At 39.7% G+C, this 25,382-nt stretch carries 21 protein-coding genes; 3 read left to right on the top strand and 18 right to left on the bottom strand.

Annotated features, from left to right (window positions below; all coding sequences use genetic code 11):
- Positions 1-205: 205 nt before the first annotated feature.
- The 10 genes from AC3RV6_RS02420 to AC3RV6_RS02375 all read right to left on the bottom strand — a co-directional run bounded on the left by AC3RV6_RS02420 (position 206) and on the right by AC3RV6_RS02375 (position 15,529).
- Positions 206-3,445, bottom strand: a complete 3,240-nt coding sequence (locus tag AC3RV6_RS02420; protein ID WP_489747888.1) for an S-layer homology domain-containing protein — start codon at positions 3,443-3,445, stop codon at positions 206-208.
- 407 nt (positions 3,446-3,852) lie between these two features.
- Positions 3,853-4,563 carry a WecB/TagA/CpsF family glycosyltransferase gene (locus tag AC3RV6_RS02415; protein WP_489747887.1) on the bottom strand — a complete coding sequence of 237 codons (711 nt, stop codon included), beginning with the start codon at positions 4,561-4,563 and terminating at the stop codon, positions 3,853-3,855.
- Complete coding sequence (locus AC3RV6_RS02410; RefSeq protein ID WP_489747886.1) at positions 4,560-5,867, bottom strand: nucleotide sugar dehydrogenase; 1,308 nt, start codon at positions 5,865-5,867, stop codon at positions 4,560-4,562. The genes AC3RV6_RS02415 and AC3RV6_RS02410 overlap by 4 nt, the downstream gene beginning before the upstream one ends.
- Before the next feature lie 113 nt (positions 5,868-5,980).
- Positions 5,981-7,144 (bottom strand): S41 family peptidase, encoded by a 1,164-nt coding sequence (locus tag AC3RV6_RS02405; protein WP_489747885.1) that lies wholly within the window; start codon positions 7,142-7,144, stop codon positions 5,981-5,983.
- A 726-nt stretch (positions 7,145-7,870) separates the two neighbouring features.
- The gene (locus tag AC3RV6_RS02400; RefSeq protein ID WP_489747884.1) at positions 7,871-8,767 is read right to left on the bottom strand and encodes a nuclease-related domain-containing protein; all 897 of its coding nucleotides are present in this window, start codon (positions 8,765-8,767) and stop codon (positions 7,871-7,873) included.
- Positions 8,768-9,718: 951 nt separating this feature from the next.
- Positions 9,719-10,609, bottom strand: a complete 891-nt coding sequence (locus AC3RV6_RS02395; RefSeq protein ID WP_489747883.1) for a DMT family transporter — start codon at positions 10,607-10,609, stop codon at positions 9,719-9,721.
- Between the two features lie 112 nt (positions 10,610-10,721).
- Positions 10,722-12,026 (bottom strand): uracil/xanthine transporter, encoded by a 1,305-nt coding sequence (locus AC3RV6_RS02390; RefSeq protein ID WP_489747882.1) that lies wholly within the window; start codon positions 12,024-12,026, stop codon positions 10,722-10,724.
- A gap of 192 nt (positions 12,027-12,218) precedes the next feature.
- Positions 12,219-13,517 (bottom strand): efflux RND transporter periplasmic adaptor subunit, encoded by a 1,299-nt coding sequence (locus tag AC3RV6_RS02385; protein ID WP_489747881.1) that lies wholly within the window; start codon positions 13,515-13,517, stop codon positions 12,219-12,221.
- Positions 13,514-14,206 (bottom strand): hypothetical protein, encoded by a 693-nt coding sequence (locus AC3RV6_RS02380; RefSeq protein ID WP_489747880.1) that lies wholly within the window; start codon positions 14,204-14,206, stop codon positions 13,514-13,516. The genes AC3RV6_RS02385 and AC3RV6_RS02380 overlap by 4 nt, the downstream gene beginning before the upstream one ends.
- An 867-nt stretch (positions 14,207-15,073) precedes the next feature.
- Positions 15,074-15,529: a transcriptional regulator gene (locus AC3RV6_RS02375; protein ID WP_489747879.1), complete on the bottom strand. Its 456-nt coding sequence runs from the start codon at positions 15,527-15,529 to the stop codon at positions 15,074-15,076.
- Between the two features lie 201 nt (positions 15,530-15,730).
- Here AC3RV6_RS02375 and AC3RV6_RS02370 point away from each other — a divergent pair, with 201 nt between their 5' ends.
- Both AC3RV6_RS02370 and AC3RV6_RS02365 read left to right on the top strand, forming a co-directional pair.
- Entirely contained in the window at positions 15,731-17,311 is a 1,581-nt protein-coding gene (locus tag AC3RV6_RS02370; RefSeq protein WP_489747878.1) for a hypothetical protein, read from the top strand.
- Positions 17,308-20,052 (top strand): DEAD/DEAH box helicase, encoded by a 2,745-nt coding sequence (locus AC3RV6_RS02365; RefSeq protein ID WP_489747877.1) that lies wholly within the window; start codon positions 17,308-17,310, stop codon positions 20,050-20,052. Before AC3RV6_RS02370 ends, AC3RV6_RS02365 begins: the two co-directional genes overlap by 4 nt.
- 61 nt (positions 20,053-20,113) lie before the next feature.
- On the opposite strand, the gene AC3RV6_RS02360 is transcribed toward AC3RV6_RS02365, so the two are convergent.
- Together AC3RV6_RS02360 and AC3RV6_RS02355 are read right to left on the bottom strand one after the other, a co-directional pair.
- Entirely contained in the window at positions 20,114-20,275 is a 162-nt protein-coding gene (locus tag AC3RV6_RS02360) for a hypothetical protein (RefSeq protein ID WP_489747876.1), read from the bottom strand.
- 201 nt (positions 20,276-20,476) lie between these two features.
- The gene (locus AC3RV6_RS02355) at positions 20,477-20,917 is read right to left on the bottom strand and encodes a single-stranded DNA-binding protein (protein WP_489747875.1); all 441 of its coding nucleotides are present in this window, start codon (positions 20,915-20,917) and stop codon (positions 20,477-20,479) included.
- A gap of 276 nt (positions 20,918-21,193) precedes the next feature.
- Here AC3RV6_RS02355 and AC3RV6_RS02350 point away from each other — a divergent pair, with 276 nt between their 5' ends.
- Complete coding sequence (locus AC3RV6_RS02350; protein ID WP_489747874.1) at positions 21,194-21,625, top strand: YwpF family protein; 432 nt, start codon at positions 21,194-21,196, stop codon at positions 21,623-21,625.
- 61 nt (positions 21,626-21,686) lie between these two features.
- On the opposite strand, the gene AC3RV6_RS02345 is transcribed toward AC3RV6_RS02350, so the two are convergent.
- The 6 genes from AC3RV6_RS02345 to AC3RV6_RS02320 all read right to left on the bottom strand — a co-directional run bounded on the left by AC3RV6_RS02345 (position 21,687) and on the right by AC3RV6_RS02320 (position 25,358).
- Positions 21,687-22,055: a hypothetical protein gene (locus AC3RV6_RS02345; RefSeq protein ID WP_489747873.1), complete on the bottom strand. Its 369-nt coding sequence runs from the start codon at positions 22,053-22,055 to the stop codon at positions 21,687-21,689.
- Between the two features lie 90 nt (positions 22,056-22,145).
- On the bottom strand, positions 22,146-22,541 hold the full coding sequence (locus tag AC3RV6_RS02340; RefSeq protein ID WP_489747872.1) for a hypothetical protein: 396 nt from the start codon (positions 22,539-22,541) through the stop codon (positions 22,146-22,148).
- A 107-nt stretch (positions 22,542-22,648) separates the two neighbouring features.
- Positions 22,649-23,092, bottom strand: a complete 444-nt coding sequence (fabZ, locus tag AC3RV6_RS02335) for a 3-hydroxyacyl-ACP dehydratase FabZ (protein ID WP_489747871.1) — start codon at positions 23,090-23,092, stop codon at positions 22,649-22,651.
- Positions 23,093-23,125: 33 nt separating this feature from the next.
- Positions 23,126-23,422, bottom strand: coding sequence for a DNA-directed RNA polymerase subunit beta (locus AC3RV6_RS02330; protein WP_489747870.1), 297 nt, complete (start codon positions 23,420-23,422; stop codon positions 23,126-23,128).
- A 51-nt stretch (positions 23,423-23,473) separates the two neighbouring features.
- Entirely contained in the window at positions 23,474-24,313 is an 840-nt protein-coding gene (locus AC3RV6_RS02325) for a flagellar hook-basal body protein (protein ID WP_489747869.1), read from the bottom strand.
- A gap of 205 nt (positions 24,314-24,518) precedes the next feature.
- The gene (locus AC3RV6_RS02320; RefSeq protein ID WP_489747868.1) at positions 24,519-25,358 is read right to left on the bottom strand and encodes a flagellar hook-basal body protein; all 840 of its coding nucleotides are present in this window, start codon (positions 25,356-25,358) and stop codon (positions 24,519-24,521) included.
- Positions 25,359-25,382: the final 24 nt, after the last annotated feature.

The following is a 25,382-nucleotide window of genomic DNA, read 5'->3' as shown; positions in this document are numbered from 1 at the left end:
GAGAGGAGATTCGTTACTGATAAAACTATACTCTTTGTGGATGCCATTACTGAACTACTACTAACTATAGATTAAATACAAAGAAAGAGCCCCTTGATCAATTACTCGATCAAAGGGCTCTCTGTTTCAACAACTAAAACGAATTGTCTAATGTATTGATAATATTTAATAAAAAACGGTATCAAACTTAATATTATTTATAATATTAGCGAGTTACATTTACAATTTTCGCTGTAGCTTTGTTACCTGCTAGATCTAAAGCTTGTGCAGTTTCTTTAACTTCTACAGTAATTGTACCTGTTGCAAAGTTAACACCTGCTGGTGCTTTAATACGAACTTGATTTACTTCAACTTTAGTAGTTGCTGTATCATCAGTTTTGTTATATGCCTGTGCAACTGTACCTACGTCTGTTCCATTAACTTTTACAGTAAAGTCTACTGGAAGGAACTTGTTACCAGTAGTCATAACACTAGTATCAACATTCTCATTGAATGTCAAGATGATATCATCACCTGATACTTTAGCAGTTTGTAGATTTACTTTTTCATTTTCAAACACTTTAGCTACAGCCTGATATTCTTCCATTACTGTTCCAGCAAGGTTACGTGCTCCTGCAACTGTCACAACACGATCTTTAGTTTCTTTATAAGCTGCTTCAGGAAGTGAAATCGTTAATTTAGTTCCAGCAGCATCTAAAACAAATGTTGATGCGCTCGGAATTGCGATTCCATCAATCTTGTAATTTAGGTGATTAGCTACAGATGCATAAGTTACTGGAGAAGCGAATGTTACATCTATTTCTCCTGCTCTTAAATTATTATCTGCTTTCAATGCTGTAACGTTCGGCTTAATTTGTAAATTTGCACCTACTGCAAATGGAATACGGATTTCATCGTTTTTGTTACCATTATTTAATGATAGGTCTGTTAATGTATCTTTCTTAACAACTAATGTGTAATTACCCTCTACTGTTGTTAAAGAAGTTGGATATGTGAACGTGAATTCACCATCAGCTTCATTAATAGCAGTAAAATCAGTTGATGCAACTGGAATTTGACGACCATTCTCTGCTAAAACATATGAACCTGCTGCTAAATTAACTGCACTAGATGCACTTGGTGAAGTAGTTGCCAATGAAGCAATTCCTTCAGTTAAAGTAACATCTAATACCGCACCAGTTGAAACTGCTTTTTCAACTGCTGGCTTAGTAACATCTTTACTTAACGTTACAGATGTGCTTCCCGCTGCCGTAATGTTACCAACCGCATCCTTGATTGCTGGAATGTATACAGTCAAATTAGTAGAAGTTTCATTTTTTGAGCGATCATATAATACATCCGTAATTACATCTGCACCAGTTAATGTTACTTCGTACTGACCAGGTTTACCAGGTACAGGAACTGCTGCTGTTGTCGCCAATTGTTTTGCACCTTTGTTCACCTGAACTACAAAAATACCAGATGGAACAAGCGATACATCTTTATTAAATTCTAAGATAAATGATTTTTCATCTACTGCTTTTACTGTCTTAAATACTGGTGCATTAGTTACTGGTGCATATGTGAAGTTGGAAGAATAAACAGATGTTGCTGTTTCATTATAAACATCTTTTTGTCCTGAAACTGCAATAGTGTATGATTTACCTTGTTCTAATCCAGCTTTTGTTGCAAGAATCAAGTGAGCTTTAGTTATCGTAGCTGTTGATACTCCACCTACATGTGCAACTGCTGCATCACCTGTACCTGCTGTTGGTGCTAGGTTATATGCCACGCCATTAACTGTAACTTTTCCTGTTGCATTGTCAACTTGTTCATTGAACGTTACAACTAAGTCGCCATTTTCAACTACTTCAACTTTTTGTACAGTTGGTGCTGCTGTATCATTCAATTGGAATGTAACTTTTTTTGCTGTTTCCAGTACTTTACCTGAAGTAGATTTGACATTTATTGCAGCAACTTCCAAGCCAAGCGCTGTTTTATTATCTAATAGTCCAGCAGCAGTCAATACCGCTGTAGCTTTTTCAGTAGCACTCAAAGTGATAATAACAGTTTTCTTATCATCTTGTAGTACGGCTTTTGTAGCCGTAGAATCAAATCCTGTGTATCCTGTTCCAGCCAAAGGTGCTTTAGTTAATTGATAGTTAGTTATATCCTGAACAGATGTTTTATCCATCTCTTGGTTATAAACAACTTGGATTTGCTTAGAGTTTAGAGCTGTTACGCTATCAACTTTAACTTCAGTTACTTTAGCAACTGTGAAAGCTGAAGATGTTGCTGCAGCAGTTTCTTGGAATCCTACTGAGTAAGAAACATTTTGGTCTGCTTCAGTAGCATAGATTGTTGGTACTGCTAGTTTAGCAGTCTTAGTAGCTGCATCCCACTGAATTGAAGAAGCGTTGATCGCTTTTGTAGTACCATTGATGTTTTGAGTAACTTTGAAGTCAGTTACAGCTGGTACTGATTTAGGATCTTTGTTGAATACTACTGATACTGTACCGTTAACAGCTGTAACACTCGTAACTTTAGCTGCAGCATAATCAAATGCAACTGACGTACCATTTACACTAACAGTACCCGCTTTTCCATCAAGGCTAGCGTGAGTAAGTGTATAGTTAGCACCTGTAGCGTCAGAGATTACTGAAGTTGGAACAACTTTTTGTCCATCAACTAATACAAGGAAATCTGCTGCTTTTAAGTCAGTTGTTGGTGTTGTTAGTTTAACTGATAACTCTGTAGCGTTAATCGACGTTACAGTTGCAACTGGATTCTTTAACGCTTCTGCATTAACAACATCATTCGCACGAACTAGGAAACTAGCCATTTGTGAACGAGTTACATGACCAGCAGGCATGAATTTATTTACTACTGTAACATTTTGAGAAGCGATTGTTTCGATATAACCTTTTGTTTCTGCATCTAAATGATCGATATCAGTCATTTTCGAAACATAGTTTTCAGCTTTTTCAAGTTCAAAAGTTTGTGTAACAATTTTAGCCATTTGTGAACGAGTTACATTACCAGCTGGGTTAAGATTTGATTGCGTGAACGCTCCTGCATTTTTAACAACTAAAGACGCATAGTAAAGTTCTTGTTCGAAATCAGCTCCTGATTTATAGCTAACTGGAATATCATTGAATAGTGTAACTTTGCTTTCAAGGTCATGTACTTTCGCGTAGTTTTCTACTCCTGAATCTCCAGCAATATAACGAGCTAGTGTAAGCGCTGCTTGTCCACGAGTGATATGCGTGCTCGGGTTAAATTTTGCTGCATCTTGGAAAAAACCAAGAGTAACTGCTTTATCGATGTCAGCTTTAACGCCTGCATCAACACCATTTAAATCACTAAATCCTGCTGCTGATACTACTGGCGCTACCGCCGATGCTACTAGTGCTGCTGATGCTGCTGTTACTACGAATTTCTTGTACTTACTTGGTTGGTTAGCCATTAAATAATTTCCTCCTCTTAATTACAATTAATATAGTCATCTACTTTCACGGCAAAATGAAGAGTCGAAGACATTACACACTAAAGTATAGATTTCAACGGTCAGCATGTCAATAACAAGTTAGTAATATAACAAACTAGTTGCCCCACATTGCCTAATATATACCGTCACTACTATACTACTCTATAATTAATATATTTCAAGTGTTTTACTATATTTATAAGTCAGTAAAGAATAATAGGTTTTCAAAACTAGAGAAACACAAAGCGCCTTGAACAGAATGGGATCTGTTCAAGGCGCTTCGTTTGGTCAACCAACCAACTTGCTTTTATATATGTTATAGAGGAAATTACCCTTACAACTTTGTATTCTATCAGTTCTATTCCTATCTTACAAGTCTGTATTGCTTATTTACCTGATAATATTTCCAAGAGAAATTTTGGTAAATTCATTTGCCTTTTTATTCGACTTGGTTCCTTTAATAACCGGTACAACCATTCAGCACCAAACTTTTGAAATAGCGCCGGGGCTCGTTCGATATTTCCTGCTAGTACATCAAATGACCCACCTACCCCTTGATAAAGATAAGGATGCAGTTCGTTTCGGTGTGCTTCTATCCATTGTTCTTGCTTTGGTGAACCCATGGCAACGAATAAGATATCTGGCTTCGCTTCATTTATTGTTTGAATGACTTTACTGTTATCTGATTCATATCCATCTTGAATGCCTGCAATAATTAAGGTTGGATAGATTTCTATTAATTTAGCTGCAGCCTCTGCTGCAACTCCTGGTTTTGCGCCGTATAGAAATATAGACTTTTGTGTTGCCGCCGCCTCTTTAACGATATGGTCCATCATATCAATACCTGTTACGCGTGATGTAACATTGCCTTTTTTTAGTTTAGAAGCAATGATAACGCCAATGCCATCAGGAATTTGGTATTCAGCACGGTTAAGAAGTGCTTTAAGTTCTGGGTCATCTTTCGCTTTCATCAACTTTTCAGGATTGATGGCAACGATAAGTGCTTTTTCTTGTCGTTCTATATTACTGAAAAGCTTCGGTATGAGCTCGTCGTAACTTTCGGTGTTAACCGAAACCCCTAGTATCATTTCCTTCATATAATAGGAAGTCCTTTAATGGGTAGTCCTTTGTTCTTTCCGTCTCCGAGTTTCTCAAATTGGAAGCCGGCTTTTTCCCATTGCTCACGATTTAAAGCGTTTTTCGTATCAAGAACTAGCGGATTACTTGCTGCCATTTTCAACGTTGATGGATCAAGATTCTTAAACGCTGTATGGTCTGTCGTTAAAATAAGCAAGTTTGCATTTGCAACAGCTTGGTTTAAAGTTGCTTTTTGAGTTGGGTGCTCGAGATTATGAATATGTGGATCGAAAGACGTAACTTCAATATTTAATTGCTGAAGTTCTTTAATCACTTCTGTTGACGGACTTTCTCTAAGGTCATCAATGTCCCCTTTGAAAGCCAGTCCTAAAACTGCGACTTTACCGTTTTGGATGCCATGTTCTTCAAGCAATGTTTTAGCTTTTTCTGCAACGAATTTTGGCATACCATTATTAGTCAAACGAGATTTTTTAATAATATCCGAGTTTTCTGGGCTTAATTCAACAAGGAACCATGGATCTACAGCGATACAATGTCCGCCAACACCAGGTCCTGGCGTATGGATATTAACGCGTGGGTGGAAGTTCGCAAAACGAATCGCTTCCCATATATCAACGTCAATCGTTTCTGCAATTTTAGCGAGTTCATTCGCAAATGCAATATTAACATCGCGGTACGTATTTTCCATAACTTTAACAAGTTCTGCCGTTGTTGCGTCAGTAAGGTGGATTTCCCCTTTGACAAATACTTTATAAAGTTCTTTTGTAAGTTCAGCCGACTTTGGTGTCACACCGCCTACGATGCGGTCATTGTTTACGAGTTCTTCTAATATACGACCTGGAATAACACGTTCCGGTGAATGCGATACGTAAAGTTCTTCTCCAATTACAAGATTTGCTTTACGCAGTTCAGGAAGCATGACGTTTTCAACTGTTTTAGGTGGAACGGTAGATTCTAAAATAACGAGTGCACCTTTTTTCAAGTACGGAACGACGGATGCAGTTGCGCTACGAATGTATTCAACGTTAGCTGTATTGTCCCGGTTAATTGGCGATGGTACAGCAATGATATAAACGTCAGCTACTATTGGTGTTAGGCCTACTGTGAAAGTACCCGCATCAATTGCTTGCTCGAGTTTTTCTTGCAAACCGTTTTCTTCTATATGTAGTTGCTTGTTGTTAATCATTTTGATAGCTTTTTCATTAACGTCTACGCCGTGTACATGGACACCTGCATTAGCGAATGTGATTGCTGTTGGAAGACCGATGTAGCCGAGACCGATGACACATAGTGTTTTGTTCATGGTGAACTTCCTTTCATAAGTGCGTTTGTTTGTTATTGTGGTACCAGTACAGTAGCTGGAACCCAAGTTGATGTGTGTTTTTACATTTATTTATTATAGCACGGTTAATGTAATTATTGTCTTAATGTGTTATTCATGATTAATGTATATGTTTTGCTGCTTCTACGTTTTCCATTTATGCGTTCTGTAGTTGGTTCTATGACGACCATATACTCTTTGTTTAGCGTTGATGAAAAATGTGTGATATCAAGTGTGAGACGGTCTTTTGGTTGTGTCATTTTTACCGGAATTTGTTTCCCGCCTAGGTGGATCACTTGTACTTTATTGGACGCGCGAGGCCCAATAAAGTTCAACTTATATGGTAGTTTTAAATGGATGGCTGTATCGCTCATTGTCTGCTCAATACTTTGGTCGGCTTGATAATTCATTTGCTTGAATTGGTTTTCTAGTAGTTGTTGGTGAAGCGTTGTAAGTTCTTTGTCAATTTCTACTTTAATATCCGGTGTGACACCGACGCCCTGAACATTTGTACCGTTAGGACCTGTAAACTTTCCAGTAGTTAGTTTTAACGCGCTACCGTCATCAAATTCGTATAAGGACTGTACAGTTGCTTTCCCTTTCGTTTGGCCGCCTACTATAATTGCTGCGTTTTGGTCTTGTAAGGAGATTGCTACCATTTCAGAGGCAGATGCCGTATATCGATTGACTAGAATATATGGTTTATATTTTATACTCACGGTTGACGGACTAGATTGAACGATTTTATCTCTTTCTCGTGTGGAGATAGCATACGCGGTAGGTGCATCCGGGAAAAAACCAAGAAGTCTTTCAGCAATATTGACATATCCTCCACCGTTGTAACGAAGGTCAATGATTAGTTCTTTGGCTCCTCTTTTTTCAAGCCGTGTATAATGAGCAGCTAGTTCTGTCGGCAAATCCATTGTGAAACGGGCAATTTTGATGTAACCAATATCCCCGTAAAGAAGTGCTGATGTAACTGTCTCTATATCGAAATCCGTTTCTATTTGCGCAGTTGCGAAAGTTACGCCTGTTTTATATTCTTTGTATTCTGTGGGTGTCATATATCGTGAGTATTCATCCAGTGTTTGTGTAATCTCTGCAATCGTCTGCATACTTTTTATATTTTTCGGTTGGTCACCGTAGTAGAAACTTTCAACATAAAACCTAATATCATCAACAGTAGCCGCCTCTGCTTCAGTTGTATATATAAATATAGTGAGAAAAAATAGCACTAGTGCTATTTGAAGTTTTTTCATTTGAGTCAGCTCCTTTGAACTTCTTCATTTAGTATAAACTATACCCAATTTTAATGGCGCTTACACACTGACAATGTTGTGAAGTTTCGAAGAAACGTTGCATACTTTCAAGCACGTTGCATGGTTTCACGGTGATGTTGCATACTTCATGCGCAGTGTTGCAAAGTTCCGAAGTAACGTTGCATACTTTCGAGCACGTTGCATGGTTTCGGGCCGACGTTGCATACTTCATGCGCGGTGTTGCAAGGTTCCGAAGGAACGTTGCATACTTTCGAGCACGTTGCTTGGTTTCGTGGTGACGTTGCATAGTTCATGCGCGGTGTTGAGAAGTTCCGAAGGAACGTTGCATACTTTCGAGCACGTTGCATGGTTTCGTGGTGATGTTGCATACTTCATGCGCGGTGTTGCAAGGTTTCGGGCCGACGTTGCATGGTTTCGCCGTGATGTTGCATACTTCATACGCGGTGTTGCAAAGTTACGAAGGAACGTTGCATACTTTCGAGCACGTTGCACGGTTTCATGGTGATGTTGCATACTTCATGCGTGGTGTTGCAAGGTTCCGATGAAACGTTGCATACTTTCGAGCACGTTGCATGGTTTTGCGGTGATGTTGCATACTTCATGCGCGGTGTTGCAAGGTTTGCGGGTAGATTATATTAATTCCATTAAAAAAACCATTAAGTGAGCATGAAAAAACCGACCATTTTTTAATGGACGGCTTTAGTTTTACTTTTTGGGAAACAAGGGCGACTTGTAGTCCCAAGTATAATAATTCGTAGGCGGATTCCCTCTCCGGTTTAGTTTTGATTCGCGAAGCAAAATACTTGCTGCATATTTTGATTTTAATAATAGAAATTGGCGGCATTGTTTGTTTGATAGAGTAGGACTTAATAGCAAGAACCAATCTGCTATCGATTGGGCGATTTCCAAATCTCCGTATTTCCCACAAATTCGGCAATGCCACTTTTGGCCTTTTCTCCTTGACATAGCGCTATTACATTTTAGGCACAGAATACCCTTTTTGAGTGTGGATGGGTCAATTCTATATTTTTCACAAGTCGGTATTCTACGTATGGAAGATTGGTGTCGTTTTATTTCAGTGGCTAGCGATCTAATATTTATAGCAGAATGTGAAGTTGGTTGTTCCAGAAGTTCTCTTAGATAGCGCGGGAGTTGCTTTCTATATTTAACTGGGACAGTTGTAGGCATTTGTTCAATAATTGTTCTTTGATTGGCCATGACGAGTAGCCCGCCTATTTGAAGTTCGTAGTTTCTTATTGCGAGCCACTGTCGGAGTCCTTCCTTTGCTCGAAGAAGTTGATGAATGATGCAATCGTATTTTTCTATCGTTCCGTCGGGTGCAATTTTGGTGGTTTTTCCGGATAGCTCATCGAAGACGACAGTGCCCGCGTACTTTTTCACTTCTAGGATGATTGCTCTAGTTGGGGTTATGATAAGTGTGTCGATTTGGCATTCGTATTGGGGATTGATTTGTAGGGTGATACTTTTGAGGATGATTGTATCGAGAGGGAATTCAATTTCGTGAAGGATACGATCTACATCTTGCTCTCCTGAATATCCTGCCCTTAGTTGATACTTTTTCTCTTGAATACTTTCAAACATTTCGTGATTTTCTGGCAGCCTTGCAAGTAGTCTTTTTAATGCAGTTAGGTCTGGCGGCAGAAATCTACTAGTGTGAATAAGCGCCCTCTCCTTTAATTGAGTATTCTGTTTTCATTCTAAATATAGCATTAAAAAGCAGTATTTTCAAGTGGAAATCGGGAGTTAATGTTGCGAAGTTTTTGGCTGACTTTGATTGATTCCGCGGACGTTGCGTACCTTCGAGACGATGTTGCATACTTCACGCACGACGTTGCGTACTTTCCCTAAAACGTTGATTGGTTCCACGAACGTTGCATACTTTTGGGATGATGTTGCATACTTCACGCCCGACGTTGCGTACTTTTCATAAAACGTTGATTGGTTCAGCGGACGTTGCATACTTTCGAGAAGATGTTGCATACTTTACGCCCGACGTTGTTAACCTTTTCTAAAACGTTGATTGGTTCCACGAACGTTGCATACTTTCGGGATGATGTTGCATACTTTACGCCCGACGTTGCGTACTTTTCCTAAAACGTTGATTGGTTCAGCGGACGTTGCATACTTTCGGGATGATGTTGCATACTTTACGCACGACGTTGCGTACTTTCCCTAAAACGTTGATTGGTTCCACGAACGTTGCATACTTTCGGGATGATGTTGCATACTTCACGCCCGACGTTGCGTACTTTACTTAAAACGTTGATTGGTTCCACGAACGTTGCATACTTTCGAGAGGATGTTGCGTACTTCACGCTCAACGTTGTTAACTTTTCACAAAACGTTGATTGGTTCCACGAACGTTGCATACTTTCTAGAGGATGTTGCATACTTTACGACCGACGTTGCGTACTTTACCTAAAACGTTAATTGGTTCCACGAACATTGCAAACTTCACGACCGACGTTGCGTACTTCCCCAATAGCGTTGCAACCCCCAAAAATAGTCACTCCAAAAAGCAAAAAACCTCGCTCACGCAAGATTTTTAGCTTTTTTTCTATTTCTCCACATATCTTCCGCCGCACCTGAGCCAATGATGACGCCAGTGACGATGAGGAACAGGCCAATTAAATGACGGCCGGAGATAATTTCTCCGAGGAAGAGTACGGAACCGATGAGTGCGAACATTGTGTTTAAGTTAATGAAGATAGCGGCTTTCGATGGTCCTACTTGGCCGACTGAATAATTGTACATCATATGACCAACAGCGGTTCCAATTATAGCGCTTGCTAGGAAGCCTACCCAAAAGACGGGTGGAACGGTTGCGAACGCCATGATTTCGCCAGGTTCTTGGATTAGGCTGATGATGATTAAAAAGAAACTTCCAATGACCAACATATAAGCGGTCATAAGACGCGGATCTAGTGTTGTTGCCGCCTTCGCGATAACTAAGAATGATAGCGCTTGTGCTGCGATTGATAGGAATACATAGACATCGCCCATCGCTAGACCTAATTTTTCATCACCAGCGAGTACGACAAGTGCTACACCTAAAATACCAATTAAGAAGCCGCCCCACTGCACTTTTGATGGATAAGCGCGCAATATAAGGGATGCGAAAATGGCGGTTAGGACGGGACCTGTTCCTAGAATGAGTCCAGCATTGGTTCCTGTTGTTTGGGAGATGCCCATAGCAAGGAAGTAATGATGTAAAACGACGTTTAAAAGTGCGCCTAAAATTACCCAACGCCATTCACGTTTAGTCGGTAAACGTATGAGTTTAAAAAAGGCTAGAATTATAAAGACAGTAATACCTGCGATGAGCATGCGGAATGATGTTACGGTCACTGGACCAACTGTGCTGACTAAGTATTTTATGAGAGGAAGATTAAATCCCCAAGCCATCATGACGAAAACAAGCATGGTATATATTTTCCATATTTTGATAGGGCTTCCCTCCTTTAATATGCGTGCCAAGTGCTGCCACAGTTTAAAGGTACAAATCGTATCCATATCTGACAACAATCTTAGTTCTTCATTTATTCAAACGAATGCTACTTCCTATATAAAATAATAATTCCATAAAGAGCGCGGCTAATATGCCGATAAGTAATCCATTTGAAAGTAATGGTTGAACGAGTTCCGGAAGTGTTGAAAATGCACTTGCAGGAAGTCCCATAATAGCAAGTCCAAGCAGTGCTGGTAAAGCGACCCGATAGACGTTTTTTGGCTGGAATGTGAGTTTTTCAATATTACGTAATGCTGAACCGAATAATTGTAAATAAGCGACGAATAAAACCGTGTTTCCGACACTTTGTGGAATTGTTGAGAAGAAGTTGCTCAGTGCTGGTACGAGTCCCATGATAATAAATAATACTGATCCTAGAAAAAATGGTGCCCGTTCGCGAATTCCAGTCGCTTGGAGAAATCCAAGTGATGAAGCATACGGCGCGTATGGAACAAGGCCGAGTGCGCCTGAAAGTGTCGTAAGTGAACCAGTAATAACAAAGGAAGAACGATATTGTTTCGCTGTCGTATCTTTTTCAAAAATCGGTTCTGCACCTTTAAGTGTTGCGATTGTATTCGTAGTGTTCAGGAGCCCGGTTATGACAACCGTTGTGACAATGCCCCACTCAAGTGTAGGCTGTCCCCACGGAAACCAAGTAATAAAAGGTGTTGTTTGAATTGTTTCAGTTGCCTCTGCAGGGAATAATAAGACGGCAGCTATCCAACCTACGACCATACCGATGAGTAAGTTTAAGCTGCTCACGATACCCTTCCCTCTTACGTGGATGAGGATGACAAGTGCAGCGAGTGCGAATGAGAAAACTGCTGCTTTCACATCGATAGAGTCACTTGTGTTGAGACCAAGCATTCCTTTGAGGAAAATTGTGATGAGTTGGTTACCTAATAATAGAAGAAACACAAACATAACTGTCGGTGTGAACCACTTTTTCAAGACTTCTCCCATCCCAAGAATACCGAATATGATGACGAGGACACCGGAAACCATTGCACCGACTGCGATACTACCACCAATTACAGAAGGTTCAAGATTCATTGTACTAGCGGTTCCAGCCAGACTTAAAATAACGCCCCACCAAAGTCCTGATTGCCCTTCCATCAAAGCTAAACGATGACCTAGGAAGCCTTGTAGAAGACAAGCGATACCCGTTAATATGAAAGATCTTTGGATTGCGGAAATAATTTCAATTTGTTCGAGGCCAAATGCCCCCCCAACCGAGATTGGAATGACAACTGTATTAGCGAACATAAAAAAGAGCCACTGAAATCCAGCAAGCATTGTGACTGATATTGTTAATCTCTTTATTTCCATCATAACCTACTCCCTCACTATAAATCTCTCATTCAGAACCCGTATGTAAGTATTTTATAATTCAAAATTAATGTTCAATGTGTTTATTATACATAACTCTGAAAAGGTTAGACAGTTAATTTTAAAAGATAGCATAAAAAAAGGACCGCCCACAAAGTCAGTTAGATGACTTTGCGGGCAGTCCCATATAATTTCTTAATTTAAAAGAATTTGCTTAACATACGTCTTCCAACCATGTTTTCTCCACTCAGTCTTTGTCGGCATATACGCCGGCATTGGCAAGAACACCCTTTGCGGACCTACGTACTCACGCAGTTCACTTTCATTCAGAACTACATCACCTTTAAATAAGCCAGCTGTTACAACAGCACGTTTATTCCAAGTAAACGGTGATGTCACCAGAACATTAACAGCCTTCCCTGACTTATCAATCATCACACCCATACGGTTATCATCAATTCCACGAAGCCATTCTTCATTCATCGAAACAGCATCCAGTACTTCATTCGTCACAATATGCGCATTCACGTTATTTCCAAGTGGCACATTGTTTAAATCTGCATCTGTCGTGATTCGAACTTCATAATAAGCTAGTGGATTAGTTGCCGATTCTGGATCCAACACTTTATAAGCTTTGAGCTCAGCGTCGTTTAAAGCAGGCGTCGGAGAAATCGAAATAATCGTCCCCTCTCCCACACCGCCTATACCGTCACCTTGAAGGATAACGCGGTCACCCAATTCAACATCCAGCCACTCATTATCTTTAACATAAGTCGTGATGACCTTTTGCGTACTGCTAATATCAACCGCTAATGTAGAACCGCGTCTTGTAACTTCTAAAATAACACCATCTACCGGGCTCACCAATGCCGGATGATCCGGGTTTTGATCAAGTTGTGCATCTAAAACGACAAGCTGACGTGTTATATCCGTCAATTGTTGTTCTGCCGCCGCAATTGCCTGTGCATAAGAACCATCCTGCGTAAGGTCTACACTTAACTCAAAGTCTACACCAAAATCAATCGTTGTTTTGTCTTTCGTTTCAGTTACATTTTGTCTATTCGTATCTGCTTTAGCAGAACTCGTCGTAGTCGAACTCGATTGACTCGATAGAAGGTTAGAAATAATATTGTTTAACTCATCTTCTTGTCTATAAAGGGCATCACGTTCAGACTCCCAAGTACTCCGTTGCCCATCTGCACGTTCAGTGTTTAATAATGCAAGTTCATCACCAGCAAAAATCGAGTCCCCTTCTGTAACTAACCATGACTCAACCGCATCATCACGCCCAACATAAATTGTATAAGTTTCCAGAGGTGAAACGAGCGCTTCTTTCACTATTTTTTCATTGAAATCATCAATCGTCATACGCTCGTACTTATCTACATAGACTGATTTAGGAATTGTTGTTTTGTCACTGAATAATAAATAGAGATTAGCGCCTAAAAACGCACTTACTGCAATTGAGATTAAAATATTCAGGTGTTTATTCATTTAATAACACCTCCACCAATCACTACATCAACTATACGCTCAAAAGGTATGTAGCCAACACCCGCTGTAATTAAAGCCATTGCAATATGAATGACAATTAATACAAAAATCAACTTCTTCGTTCCAGCATTCCCTATAAATGGACGAATAAATCTAGATTGAAAAGCGATAATTATTACAGTTGTAATCGTCAACTGATTCAAAAAGAAAATCCAATAATCCGTTTCAAGAAATGTAATCGCAAGTGGTCCAAATGATAGAAACGAAACATTCGCTACTTCACCTTTCATAACAAAAACAAGGAATACCAATGCTTTTTCAAGTAGCAATAAACCAGTCATCAGTAATTGTAATGGAAGAAGTTTCTTAAAAGGTATGCCCGTCAAACGACTTAATAAAAAGGCAAAACCATATAAATGAAAGGATATATAAATAACTGCCCAACAAACAGCACCAAAAAGTGACGCATATCGAGCTACTGTATAGTCTGCAGTTGACACTGTAGTTAGAAGAGACGTTAACGACTCTGTCCCCATGCCCCACCAGTTTTGCAAGCCAAATAAAATAATGCCCAATAAAAAAACAAAAAGAACCCGTTTTTTAAAACCACGCATCGAAGAAGATTGAAGTTGTTCTGCCAAATCATGTGGATTTGTTAAGTAATGTCGAAACGTAAAGTTAAAAAACATAATTGTAATCCCTTCCTATGTCCTAATATTGATTGACTCTACTCATTTTAACAAATTATACGAGTTTTGTAACGTCAAATCATTATTCTGACAAAAGTCGCTTAACTTTAACGACATATAAAAAATGATTGTTTAACATTTCCTATTCCTGTCCATCCTTTTACTAAGAACTTCATCCCAGAAATAGTCACGATTTATTTCCCGGGAAATCGACAAAGGGGCGATTCATTGTGAATAAAGACGAAATATACGGCCTAACATGGCAAGACTTTATCTTCGGTTTAACAGGATCAACCATTTTCATCCTAATATTGCACTTTATAACTGTATAATAGGCTGAATCAATTTGATATGAGAGTTAGAAAATGATTACTATATAGGTTGAAATAAACAATCCGACTTTCCAACCGTTGTTTTCCGTTCCAGGCGGACGCTTTCCAAGGGGCTCGATCTCAGCCTCCTCGTCGCTTCGCTCCTGCGGGGTCTTCAATCTTCGCTAATCCCTCTGGAGTCGCCGCCTTACTCTCCAAACAACTAGCATGCCAAATAACAAAGAAACTTTAGTTCAACTTATATATATTTAAATGTACACACTTTGAAAGTCGTTGAATAAGGCGAGACTCCTGTAGGAACTAGGATGAATGCAGTTCAATTCATCCCGGCTGAAGACCCTGGACTGAGCGTTAGCGAGGGAAGCGGCTTAAGCCGTGCCCAAAGAAGAATGAACTTTATTCTTCTCTCTTGGAAAGTGAGCCGTTTCAACGATTTCTTGTTAGGAAGTAATCTCTATTGTGATTACTTTTTTGCACAACAAAAAAAACACCAATCGTTTTACGTAGACGATAGGTGCTTTTTATATGAAATTAGTCAAGCCTGCTGCAGTCCTTCCGTCAACTCATTAAACAGGAGCAGATTTTTTGTTTCCAACGCATAATCAATCATTCGCGATCGATTCTTAGTCTCCATGTCTTTAATCAATTCACTCGCCTCAGATGCAACAACGTCAGAAATAGCCATTTCAATTTTCATGTCAATGCTCCCCTCGAGTATTAAATTTAAATGCATATGAAGATCAGAGATTAGAAGCAGCTGATAAAGTGGTAATCGAATAAAACGATTGCCCCGTTGGAACACAAATACTTCTCCTAAATTCTCTACCTGTAAACTTTTCGTATTAATAACGATTTCTTTGCCCTCTGATGGTATAAAATGAAATATTTCATCACCTTTACTAATTGAAAAATATTGATAGGCAAATACTAATCGCAATCGGAATTCCTCTTTTCTAGTAAAAAACGGTGTCATCCGCTTAACCGATATCATCTGGCACCCTCCTCAATTTGAAGATTATTATTACTATCATTCTATCACACAATATACTGAATTGTGAATGTATTTAGACCTTTTTATCCGTCTTATATTTTTTCTTCAACGACAGATCGAAACTTAATAATCAAAGTTATTTACGAAACCACGTAACACACGTTATACTAGGAGGAATGCTTTTTTGAGGAGAGTGGCCTGATGCACATGACTGTAGAACGTGTTTCCAATTTGCACGAAAGTGAACTAATTGATTATATGAATGAAATCAAACACTCGCTACGACCGAGCACACCCGATGAAGCTGAAATGATTCAACAAGCAGTGACACTTGTGCGAAGTGGAGCAATTGATTCCTATAAATATGATACGTCTAATGAAACTGTCACTGTAAAATTTAATGCAGACGAAACTGCGCAAGTTGTACTCTCTTTTAATCAACTGGGTATTCGTTGCACATGCAATGAATCTGGGTGGTGCGTACACGCTGTCGCAGTCGTTTTTCACATGTACTTACAATTCCATTCTCTAACAGACTGGCTCCATGAATGGAGAAGAACAGAGATTGACCAAATGACTTTTAAAATTTCAGACCGTACACCTCAAGCATGGAACGATGTGCTTTCACGTCTAATGAATCCTATTCGAACCGTTGCATTCATGGAAAATCCGGCTGTTTTTATTCATAAATTTTCAATTATTGAACAAAATGCAAAACCGTTAATCCCTTTTGAATGGGAATGGAAACCACTTTTCGATGTTTATTTTCGCTGGCATGCACTCGAGGCTGCTTGGCCTTATGTCGCATTCCATTTGACTGGAGCTGGAACAAACTTTTCCTACGGGAAGTGGTACATTAAAAACTGGTTAACCGAACAACTTGGTGATTTAAAAAGCAGCGTTAAATCAATCGCATCGAAGCCAAGACTTTTCGAGACGGATCCTTTTTATGAAGAATTGAAAGGAATGGCACGCCTTTTCACCCTTGAAAAGACCGGACTTTTCGAAGAGCGTTTCCATGTATTCCAAATCTTTTGGCAGTACCTTTTCACAAATCAAGCATTACAAAATACAGAACGAGACAGACTTGAAAAAGAAGAGATACCAATTGCCTCTATTTTAGTCGCCTTTTTTCATATTCTACAAAAGAACGAGACGGAACTCGCCAAACTTGCAACAAATGTGGATGAAGAAAATTTCGCACATTGGTTACCGCTCGCCTATATTGCTGAACGTGAAAATGAAATAGAATCACTAGCCATTGTTATGGAGGCACTTCTTCCTTTCATTGGTGATTACTTAAAAAATATTGTTCCTATCTCCCAACGGTCAACTTTCGTTCGAAAAATCGATGGTTTTTTGGATGCAGCGGACTTTCCTGAGAAACAACGAGAAGAAATGTTTTCCTATTATGGTGAAACGGGTGTCGACGTCTATGCGGACTTCCTCGTGGAACGTGAGCGCTTTACTGAGTGGGCAGCATTAATGCATAGATACGGCGTCTCATACGATGTAGCCGAAGCAGGCGGTCTTAAAATCGCATTAGCGAATGACCCTGCGGCAGTGCTTCCCCTTCTTCATCTTTATGCAACGAAGTTTATTAACGAGCGTAGTCGACAAAGCTACCGACGCGCTGTGAATTTATTTAAGAAAATGAAATCAGGTGCCAAAAAGAGTGGCAAACATGACTTCTGGAATCGTTACTTAGATACAGTGCGCGAAAAAAATCGCCGTCTCCGTGCACTTATGGAAGAAATGGAGAAAGGAAATTTATACTTATGAACGGAACATTCACATTGGAACGCCCTCTTCGAATTAAACTTGAACGAATGGAGGAGAACACTTTCTCCGTAAGCGCCTTTGATGAAACCGGCCTCCTGATCAGTCCAGATGAACTTGTTACGTATCTTTTCTTTAACGATGAACAAAACTTTTATGGCCTAACTATCCAAACGAATACTGAAGATTTAACACTTCGGACTGACCAGCTACTGCATTCATTTCCAGAAAACCACCCATACGTTAATTTTAAAGGGTTAACAGCTGAAGATGATGCACAACTTGTCATCATTCGCGAGGCAGCTAGCGCTTGGCGAGATCCTGAATTATGGAACTATGCCGATGTCGATGAATTTGGCATTAAATTTGATACAAGTGAATTTAATATTACTGAAGATGTGGCACAAATCATTCAATCTGCTGTGCATGGTAAGTTAGCTGATTCTACAATACGACCTGACCAGCTTCCAACCTTACTACCGCATTTGCGGAAATATGGCTGGCCAGGCGATTCAACATCTTTACTTCCAGTGCGCGTCGCATTACGTCTTACTGAACCTGAAGGCGATGAAAGTGCTGATTGGCTACTGGAAACAGTCGTCATCGGGGAGCGCGGAACACACTGGACGCCTGCGATTAAAAAGCGTACTGAACCAGCAGCCGAATCACTTCCTGCACGGTGGAAAGAATACGCAGCAGATATTGTCGAAAAACAATCTGAAATGACTTCTTTCCTAACTTCAGTCGATATTGTTCAAGACGAAAGCTTTCTATTTTTTCCTATGCAAGACGCACAAGTACGTATTTTTATCCAAGAAGACTTACCACTATTACAGTCATTCGGCTTTTCAGTTATTCTACCAGCTTGGTTAAAGTCAATTACTGAATCCAAAATGCGTATCCGTACAAATGCGGGTGTGCAATCCTATAACTCAGCGACCGGACTTGATGAGGTACTCTCATTTGATTGGAACTTCTCGCTCGCTGGAAATCAAATCGATAAAGAAGCATTCAGGAAACTTGTTGATGAAAACCGCGAATATATTCGGTCGGGTGATGAATGGTTTCATATTGACCCACTTTGGTTAAAAAAGATTAAAACATTAATTGATCAAGCAGACGCAGGTGAGTGGACTGTGAAGGATCTCTTATTCCAAGAACTACCTGAAGAAATCGTTCCCCTGACAAACGAAGATGAGGAAGATGACGATCCCCTTTTCGAGTTTACGATGCAAAAGACACTTCAAAGTTATGTGGAACTGTTATCTGAGAAGAAAGGGCTTCCATCAGCCGGCATTTCTAATCAACTAAAAGCAGAGCTTCGTCCGTATCAAGAAGAAGGATACGATTGGCTTGTTTTCATGCGCGATAACAATTTCGGGGCTGTTCTTGCTGACGATATGGGACTTGGAAAAACGGTACAACTCATTACCTATTTACTACATGTTCACGCTAGAAAAGACACGACTGTACCCTCTTTAATTATTTGTCCAACAAGCGTTTTAGGTAATTGGCAAAAAGAAATTGAACGGTTCGCACCCTCACTTAATGTTTATACACACTATGGACCAACAAGAGTGAAGGATGAGGAATTTATACATCTTCTTACTGAAACGCGACCAAATGTCATTTTAACGACTTACGGGACCGCAACTCAAGACGGTGAAATGCTGTTAGAAACTGAATTTACTAGCATCACATTGGATGAGGCGCAAAACATTAAAAATATGCAAACGAAACAGTCACGTGCCATCCGTAAACTCAATGGTCAACATCATATCGCTTTAACAGGAACACCAATCGAAAATCGTTTGTCCGAGTTATGGGCAATTTTTGATTTTATTCATAAAGGTTATTTTGGAAATTTCAAAGCGTTTACAGATAACTTTATCATCCCTATAGAGCGTGATGATTCTGAAAGAGACAAACAAAAACTTCGTGCTAAAATTAGGCCATTTCTTTTACGCCGTACGAAAAGTGATCCTGATCTATTGCTTAATTTACCGAAAAAACTTGAACAAAATGAATATTGTCCACTAACAACTGAACAAGCCGCTTTGTATGAAAGTTTTCTTGATGAAACAAAGTTCAAATTAGGAACATTAACAGGCTTTGAAAAGAAAGGTCTTATTTTAACGATGCTTAGCCGCTTGAAGCAGCTATGTAATCATCCAGCGCTTTTCTTAAAAGAACCTAACCGACCTGCAAGTGAGATGATATCGCGTTCGGAAAAGTTACGCAGTATTGTATCTATGTCTGCAAATATCGTTGAAAATAATGAGCAATGTATTATTTTCACACAGTATATCGGCATGGGTAAACTTATTCAGCACTGCCTCTCTGAACTGCATAATATTAATGCACCGTTTCTGACAGGTAGCATGCCTAAAGGACAAAGAGATCGTCTTGTAGAGTCCTTTGAAGCTGGAGAATTCCCTGTGTTCATATTGTCTTTAAGAGCTGGAGGTACAGGCTTAAACTTAACGGCCGCAAACCATGTACTACATGCCGATCGATGGTGGAATCCAGCTGTTGAAAACCAAGCGACAGACCGTGCATACCGAATTGGACAAACAAAGTTCGTTCACGTTCATAAGTTTGTAACGATTGGCACTATAGAAGAAAAAATTGATAAAATGCTCGTTGAAAAAGCGACATTATCTGCAGATTTAATCCAATCAAGTCAGTGGCTTACTGAATTATCCGAAACAGAACTTGATGATTTACTGTCATTTAGACTATAAAGTATCAACCTCAGAGCTTTCATTCTCTGGGGTTTTTTTACGACTAGGCGTCTGCAACGCTTCATAAAGACATTTTTCGCTTATGTGGGTAAAGTTTAAACCTTATTTCTTTTTGCCCTAAATCTTCTATAGTTGTTAGTCGTCCATTTAAATTCGCAACCATTCTAATTAATTCGACCACTTGTAATTCTAATCGTAGGACTTCCTTTTCAAGACTACTCATGTTTTCACTTCCTTTCTCATTGCTATTCCGCAATCATGAAACCTGCGAATAGAAGCAGTCTCCATTCCAGGAATCAATCGCGGGTTTTCATCAAGATAATTAGCTATCCAGTTCCTATGCTGGATATAAGTATTATTCCCATTATTCCTTAACATAACTTTGAGCCGATCCCCATCTGGCCCAGATTTCGTTCCTAACTCTTCACATAATCGGTAGTTCATTCGTTTCGGTTTTCGGGAGATGAAAATGCTCGTTTTCTACATTCGTTTCCGCTATTCTTTCACCACTTACTGTTGCGCCGCCATAAAGATTATCATCTGAACGGCGTTTCGTTGAAATAAAACGGACTTCTTCCCCGATTACTTCGGTTACATATACCCGGCTTCCATCCTGGCGTTCATAGGTTCTAGATTGAATTCGACCACTTACAGCAATTAACGAGCCTTTACCACAATGTTTCGCGGTATTTTCCGCCAATTTCCCCCACAGCGTACAGAGTATGAAATCTGCTTCTACTTCTCCTTTCAAGTTTTTAAAATTACGGTTGATTGCAATCACAAAGCTTGATTGTAATCGCTCCCTTGCCAATTCTCGCAGGATTGGATCTTTCGTAATACGTCCCACAAGCGCTACTTGATTCAATGGTTTTCCTCCTTTCTTTTTGGATTGACTTCATCTTACAATTTGTTTCAACATTTAAGCAAAAGGCCATTTTTAAGTTCTCTTGCACTTTTTAATCCCAAATTCATTTATTAAAACTAGTTAATTAAACGCAATATTTAGACAAACGATGCCGCAGCTACATTCACTACTTTTTATCTAGCTAGCAATAACTCGGGTTTAGTACATACATGTTTTTGTCTTTAATTCGAGTACTATGTGTTATACTCAAGGAAATTAATTTATGGGGGTATCACTTTGAAAACCTTTAAAATGTTATCTGTTGGAATTATTGACGACGGACAATTTATCGATTTCCCATTAACGGATGGTATTATTATTAACCAAGAAAACAGTCATCATATGTGGATACTTGAGATGTTCATCGATAAAAAGCATATAGCGTTTTTCGAAGAACGGATGAAAATCGAGGAGTTACTTGAAGCCAAAGTTGTCATTTCATATCCTGAAAATGAACCTGCCTCTTTTCTTGTTGATATCACAAAAGTTAAGCAAATTGGAGAAAATATTTCAGTGCTCATGAAAGGCCGTTTGAAGAGAGCACGTACGCAATATGCCGAACAGCTTCTTGAGGAATTGCTCGGTGAAGGGTTAAGCGGGGATGATTTACTAAAACGATTTGAATCGGATATGATTGCACGTCCACGTTTAAAAAAAGATTATAAATAAATCGAATAATAAAAAGCCGCTCCCATTTTAAAAAAGGGGCGGCTTTTTTCGCGGCTTGCGGTTAGCGGTTATTTGTTCCATTCATCTTCGAGTTCGGAGCGTTATTGTTATTTGTTCCGTCCATGTTCGAGTTAGAATCGTTATTGTTCATTGTTCCGTTCGGTGTATTGTTGTCGACTCCGTTATTCATCGAATCATCTTTGATAACGCCATCATTTACACCAGTGCCTGTTCCATCAGTATTATTGTCGAGACCGTCTATATCCATTCCGCCTTGGCGCTCATCACGAACGTTGGGCGTCCAGTCCTTATCGCGGTCTTCCAGGTTATTCATCGGTGTCTCATTTTTGCTTGGAACTTCGTTATTCGTTCCACAAGCGCCAAGTATAAGTCCCGACATCAGAAAAAGCGGTATCGTTTTTTTCAGCATGAAAAAATTCCCTCCTTTCCACAAGCCGTCTATCACACATGTCTGCATGATACTTTGTAGGTTGTTCTAGAAAGGGGGAATTATCCGCATTTAATTTTTGTTATTATTTTCAAGTGATTTTAATAAACGTTCGACGTATGCAGCTTCTGCTTTACAGTCATACTCATAATGAGTATTCAACTTTTCTTGCATCATTTGAATGTTCGCGATTTGATTATCATTAGGTGGATCTTGTAAAATCCGAGCAATGATATCATTAATTCGCGCAGCAAGTTCCTCATGAAATTCCACTTCAGTTTTTACTTCATCCGGAATTTCCGAATACCAAAGTGCTTTTGTTGTAATATATTTTTGCCAGCTTGAAATAAAATCTTCAATTCTAAACTTATCTTCACTCCATGCAATATCGCTCATATATTGCTCGAAGGTTTGTGTGATTGACCTAGTAATACTTATTTTCAGGTTTGGAGAAAGGTTATTGTACATACTATTCGGAACCTCCTACTGTTGTTGTGTGCCTATTATAAGCGCATACAACACATAATTCCACATTTTACCTAATTTTTCACCATAGTGCAAATTAATCGGGATACTTAGGACTTTTCTGGACTAACAGGACCGAGTGCTAATGTAATTTCAGTTTCACAAGCAATCTCTCCGTCAACAGTTGCAACTGCTTTCGCTTTCGCTATCGTGCCGCGCATTCTTGTGATTTCAACTTCCAAACGCAATGTATCGCCTGGTACGACTTGTTTTTTAAAACGACAATTATCAATTCCAGCAAAGAAGCCAATTCGACCTTTATTGCCTTCACTTTCTAATAAAGCGACTGCACCGACTTGAGCAAGTGCCTCGACTATGAGAACACCAGGCATCACTGCGTAGCCAGGAAAGTGACCATTGAAAAATTCTTCATTTATCGTTACGTTTTTTAGTCCAACAGCCTTTTTTCCTTTTTCAAGTTCAAGAATTCTGTCCACCAAAAGAAACGGATAGCGGTGTGGTAAAATTGCTTTAATTTCTTCTATTGTTAGCATGCCCATTCTCCTTTACTTTCATTACTGTCGAAGTTATTCTTTTCCACTTATAATGTCAACAATATGCGTCCATGTTTCTTTTTTTAATACATCACTTGGATCGCCATCTCCAATTATTCCATAGCCGATTCGTAAACCGATAATTGTAACGCCCGCAAGAAGTAATATAATAAGTAGAACGCGGACATAAATAGGAAGTATTCGCATTTGCACCCATAAAGTCTTTTTAGGTACAACTGTCTCAGTTTCCTTTTCATCAAGTTTTAGCACTTCCGCAGGTGACTCTATTTTTATTGATTTTTTTGAACGAGTTAATTTTTCCTCACTCATGACTTTGATACTCCCTACTTGTCCAGACTCCAAGCCTATTATTAGTGGACTTTATCGAATTCCGTTAATCAACCCAAGCATCTGATCTGCAAGTGTTACAGCGCGCGCGTTAAACTGATAAGAGCGCTGCACTGAGATAAGATCCGTCATTTCTTTTTGATAATTGACGTTTGATGCTTCTAGTGCATTATTTTGCAACGTAATATTATTTCTATTCGCACCTTGTAGATTTGTTAGAACAGCTGTTGGCGCAATGCCGAGTTGCCCAATATTTTCCGGTAGCCCTATGTATGTGCCAGAAATATGCGTCATTAAATCAGGTCGGTCAACAGATGCTACACCTAGCTGTACATTTTCAACTGTGCCATTATTATACTTAATTTCAAGTGTACCATTTGCTCCGACAGTATAATCTTTTACGTTATCAGAAAAAGTGATTGGTGAACCATTGGCGTCCGCCACAGGATAGCCATCGCCGTTTACGAGCATTACTTGTTGATTCGCAACTGGTGAGACATAGAATGCACCTTGACGCGTATAAGCCGTTTGTTCAGCACCACCTTCATTAGGCATGATCACGCTAAAGTATTGTTTTGGTGTTGTTAATGTAAAGTCTAGTGAACGATTTGTCTCCTGAATAGAACCCACTTTCCAGTTCATTTTCGCTTGTCCAATCATTGCACCAGAGCCGTAACGAATGCCTTGTGGTGACTGACGTGGTGCTACGTCGGACTTATCGTTATTGAATTGCTGATAGAGCAACTCCTGGAAACTCGCTTCACTGGCTTTAAATCCGTGTGTTGATGAGTTGGCAAGATTATTACCAATTATGTCTAGCTTGTTTTGAAGTTGACTCATCGTATTTGTTGCTGTAGTCATCGTCCGTAGCATCCATTTCGTCTCCTTATTGTGCTTAATTTCCTTAGTTTCTAGCTGCTGCGCTTGTCGTTGCAGATCAGGCGCTTCCGCTTTTCTTATTGTCCAGCTGCTGCGCCTTGCAACTCGAGTCGCTTCAGGTCTGAGCTAAAGGCAAAGGACGCCTTTTGCTACAGCCCTTCCAGCGCTTGTCGTTGCAGATCAGGCGCTTCCGCTTTTCTTAATTCACTCGTCCTATTTCGTTTACTGCTTTTTCCATGCTACGGTCGTATGCTTGTAGTATTTTTTGATTGGCTTCGAAGGCACGGTAAGCCGTTAGCATGTCGGTCATCGTTTGTGCAGAGTCGACATTTGAACCTTCAAGATACCCTTGTTTAGTCGAATAACTAACGCCAGCGGTTTCATTTGCAGCGGCAAGGTTTTGGCCATTTTCTGTAGAAAATAAACCATTACCTGTTTTCATTAGCGTGTCAGGACGCGCCGAAAATGAAATACCGAGTGTTGCTACCGCATTATCCCCCTGCATAACGACGCCATCATCAGTTACTTGAAAATCATCATTTTGAAGTGAAATTCGGTTACCATTCGTATCGAGAACATAATGCCCCGAAGGATTGGTTAGGAATCCAGCGCCATCAAGTGAAAAGTTTCCATTCTTTGTATAAAGCTGGGTGCCGTCCTCGTTTTCAAGCGTGAAGAATATCGCGCCTTGTGTACCTGTTTCAGCATCTACCGGCAATCTACCATCTACTAGCGCAACGTCCGTCGTCAACTCCGTCTCCAACAATTGACCTTGCATAAACAATGGCAAAGTCTCTTGCATATAAACACCTGTCGACAAAGGACCAACTGGAGAAAAACCGTTTAATGAGAAACCATCCTTAGTCGGAATCCGTGTAGATTCTAGACTCGAGATATACATTTCTGGAAAAGAACGAATCGTTGATTGCTCGGCTTTAAAACCAGGCGTATTCGCATTTGCCATATTATTCGTCAGCATTTCTGTTCTACGTTGTTGAGCAATCATTCCAGATGCAACTGTTTGAAATCCGCGAAACATGCACCCACCTCCTTATTATTTTAT

The organism is Sporosarcina sp. So3-204 (genome assembly GCF_058068165.1).
The sequence above is the reverse complement of the archived record's forward strand: the minus strand, read 5'-3'. Positions and strand labels throughout refer to the sequence as shown.

What these genes read in the sequence shown, in the direction of transcription:
- fabZ (WP_489747871.1), bottom strand. Translation starts at nt 23,092, where the DNA reads ATGCTAACAATAGAAGAAATTAAAGCAATTTTACCACACCGCTATCCG.
- AC3RV6_RS02375 (WP_489747879.1), bottom strand. Translation starts at nt 15,529, where the DNA reads ATGATATCGGTTAAGCGGATGACACCGTTTTTTACTAGAAAAGAGGAA.
- AC3RV6_RS02405 (WP_489747885.1), bottom strand. Translation starts at nt 7,144, where the DNA reads ATGAAAAAACTTCAAATAGCACTAGTGCTATTTTTTCTCACTATATTT.
- AC3RV6_RS02325 (WP_489747869.1), bottom strand. Translation starts at nt 24,313, where the DNA reads ATGCTACGGACGATGACTACAGCAACAAATACGATGAGTCAACTTCAA.
- AC3RV6_RS02370 (WP_489747878.1), top strand. Translation starts at nt 15,731, where the DNA reads ATGCACATGACTGTAGAACGTGTTTCCAATTTGCACGAAAGTGAACTA.
- AC3RV6_RS02360 (WP_489747876.1), bottom strand. Translation starts at nt 20,275, where the DNA reads ATGAGTAGTCTTGAAAAGGAAGTCCTACGATTAGAATTACAAGTGGTC.
- AC3RV6_RS02320 (WP_489747868.1), bottom strand. Translation starts at nt 25,358, where the DNA reads ATGTTTCGCGGATTTCAAACAGTTGCATCTGGAATGATTGCTCAACAA.
- AC3RV6_RS02340 (WP_489747872.1), bottom strand. Translation starts at nt 22,541, where the DNA reads ATGTACAATAACCTTTCTCCAAACCTGAAAATAAGTATTACTAGGTCA.
- AC3RV6_RS02420 (WP_489747888.1), bottom strand. Translation starts at nt 3,445, where the DNA reads ATGGCTAACCAACCAAGTAAGTACAAGAAATTCGTAGTAACAGCAGCA.
- AC3RV6_RS02390 (WP_489747882.1), bottom strand. Translation starts at nt 12,026, where the DNA reads ATGATGGAAATAAAGAGATTAACAATATCAGTCACAATGCTTGCTGGA.
- AC3RV6_RS02380 (WP_489747880.1), bottom strand. Translation starts at nt 14,206, where the DNA reads ATGTTTTTTAACTTTACGTTTCGACATTACTTAACAAATCCACATGAT.
- AC3RV6_RS02385 (WP_489747881.1), bottom strand. Translation starts at nt 13,517, where the DNA reads ATGAATAAACACCTGAATATTTTAATCTCAATTGCAGTAAGTGCGTTT.
- AC3RV6_RS02395 (WP_489747883.1), bottom strand. Translation starts at nt 10,609, where the DNA reads ATGCTTGTTTTCGTCATGATGGCTTGGGGATTTAATCTTCCTCTCATA.
- AC3RV6_RS02400 (WP_489747884.1), bottom strand. Translation starts at nt 8,767, where the DNA reads ATGTTTGAAAGTATTCAAGAGAAAAAGTATCAACTAAGGGCAGGATAT.
- AC3RV6_RS02330 (WP_489747870.1), bottom strand. Translation starts at nt 23,422, where the DNA reads ATGAGTGAGGAAAAATTAACTCGTTCAAAAAAATCAATAAAAATAGAG.
- AC3RV6_RS02410 (WP_489747886.1), bottom strand. Translation starts at nt 5,867, where the DNA reads ATGAACAAAACACTATGTGTCATCGGTCTCGGCTACATCGGTCTTCCA.
- AC3RV6_RS02345 (WP_489747873.1), bottom strand. Translation starts at nt 22,055, where the DNA reads ATGCTGAAAAAAACGATACCGCTTTTTCTGATGTCGGGACTTATACTT.
- AC3RV6_RS02365 (WP_489747877.1), top strand. Translation starts at nt 17,308, where the DNA reads ATGAACGGAACATTCACATTGGAACGCCCTCTTCGAATTAAACTTGAA.
- AC3RV6_RS02415 (WP_489747887.1), bottom strand. Translation starts at nt 4,563, where the DNA reads ATGAAGGAAATGATACTAGGGGTTTCGGTTAACACCGAAAGTTACGAC.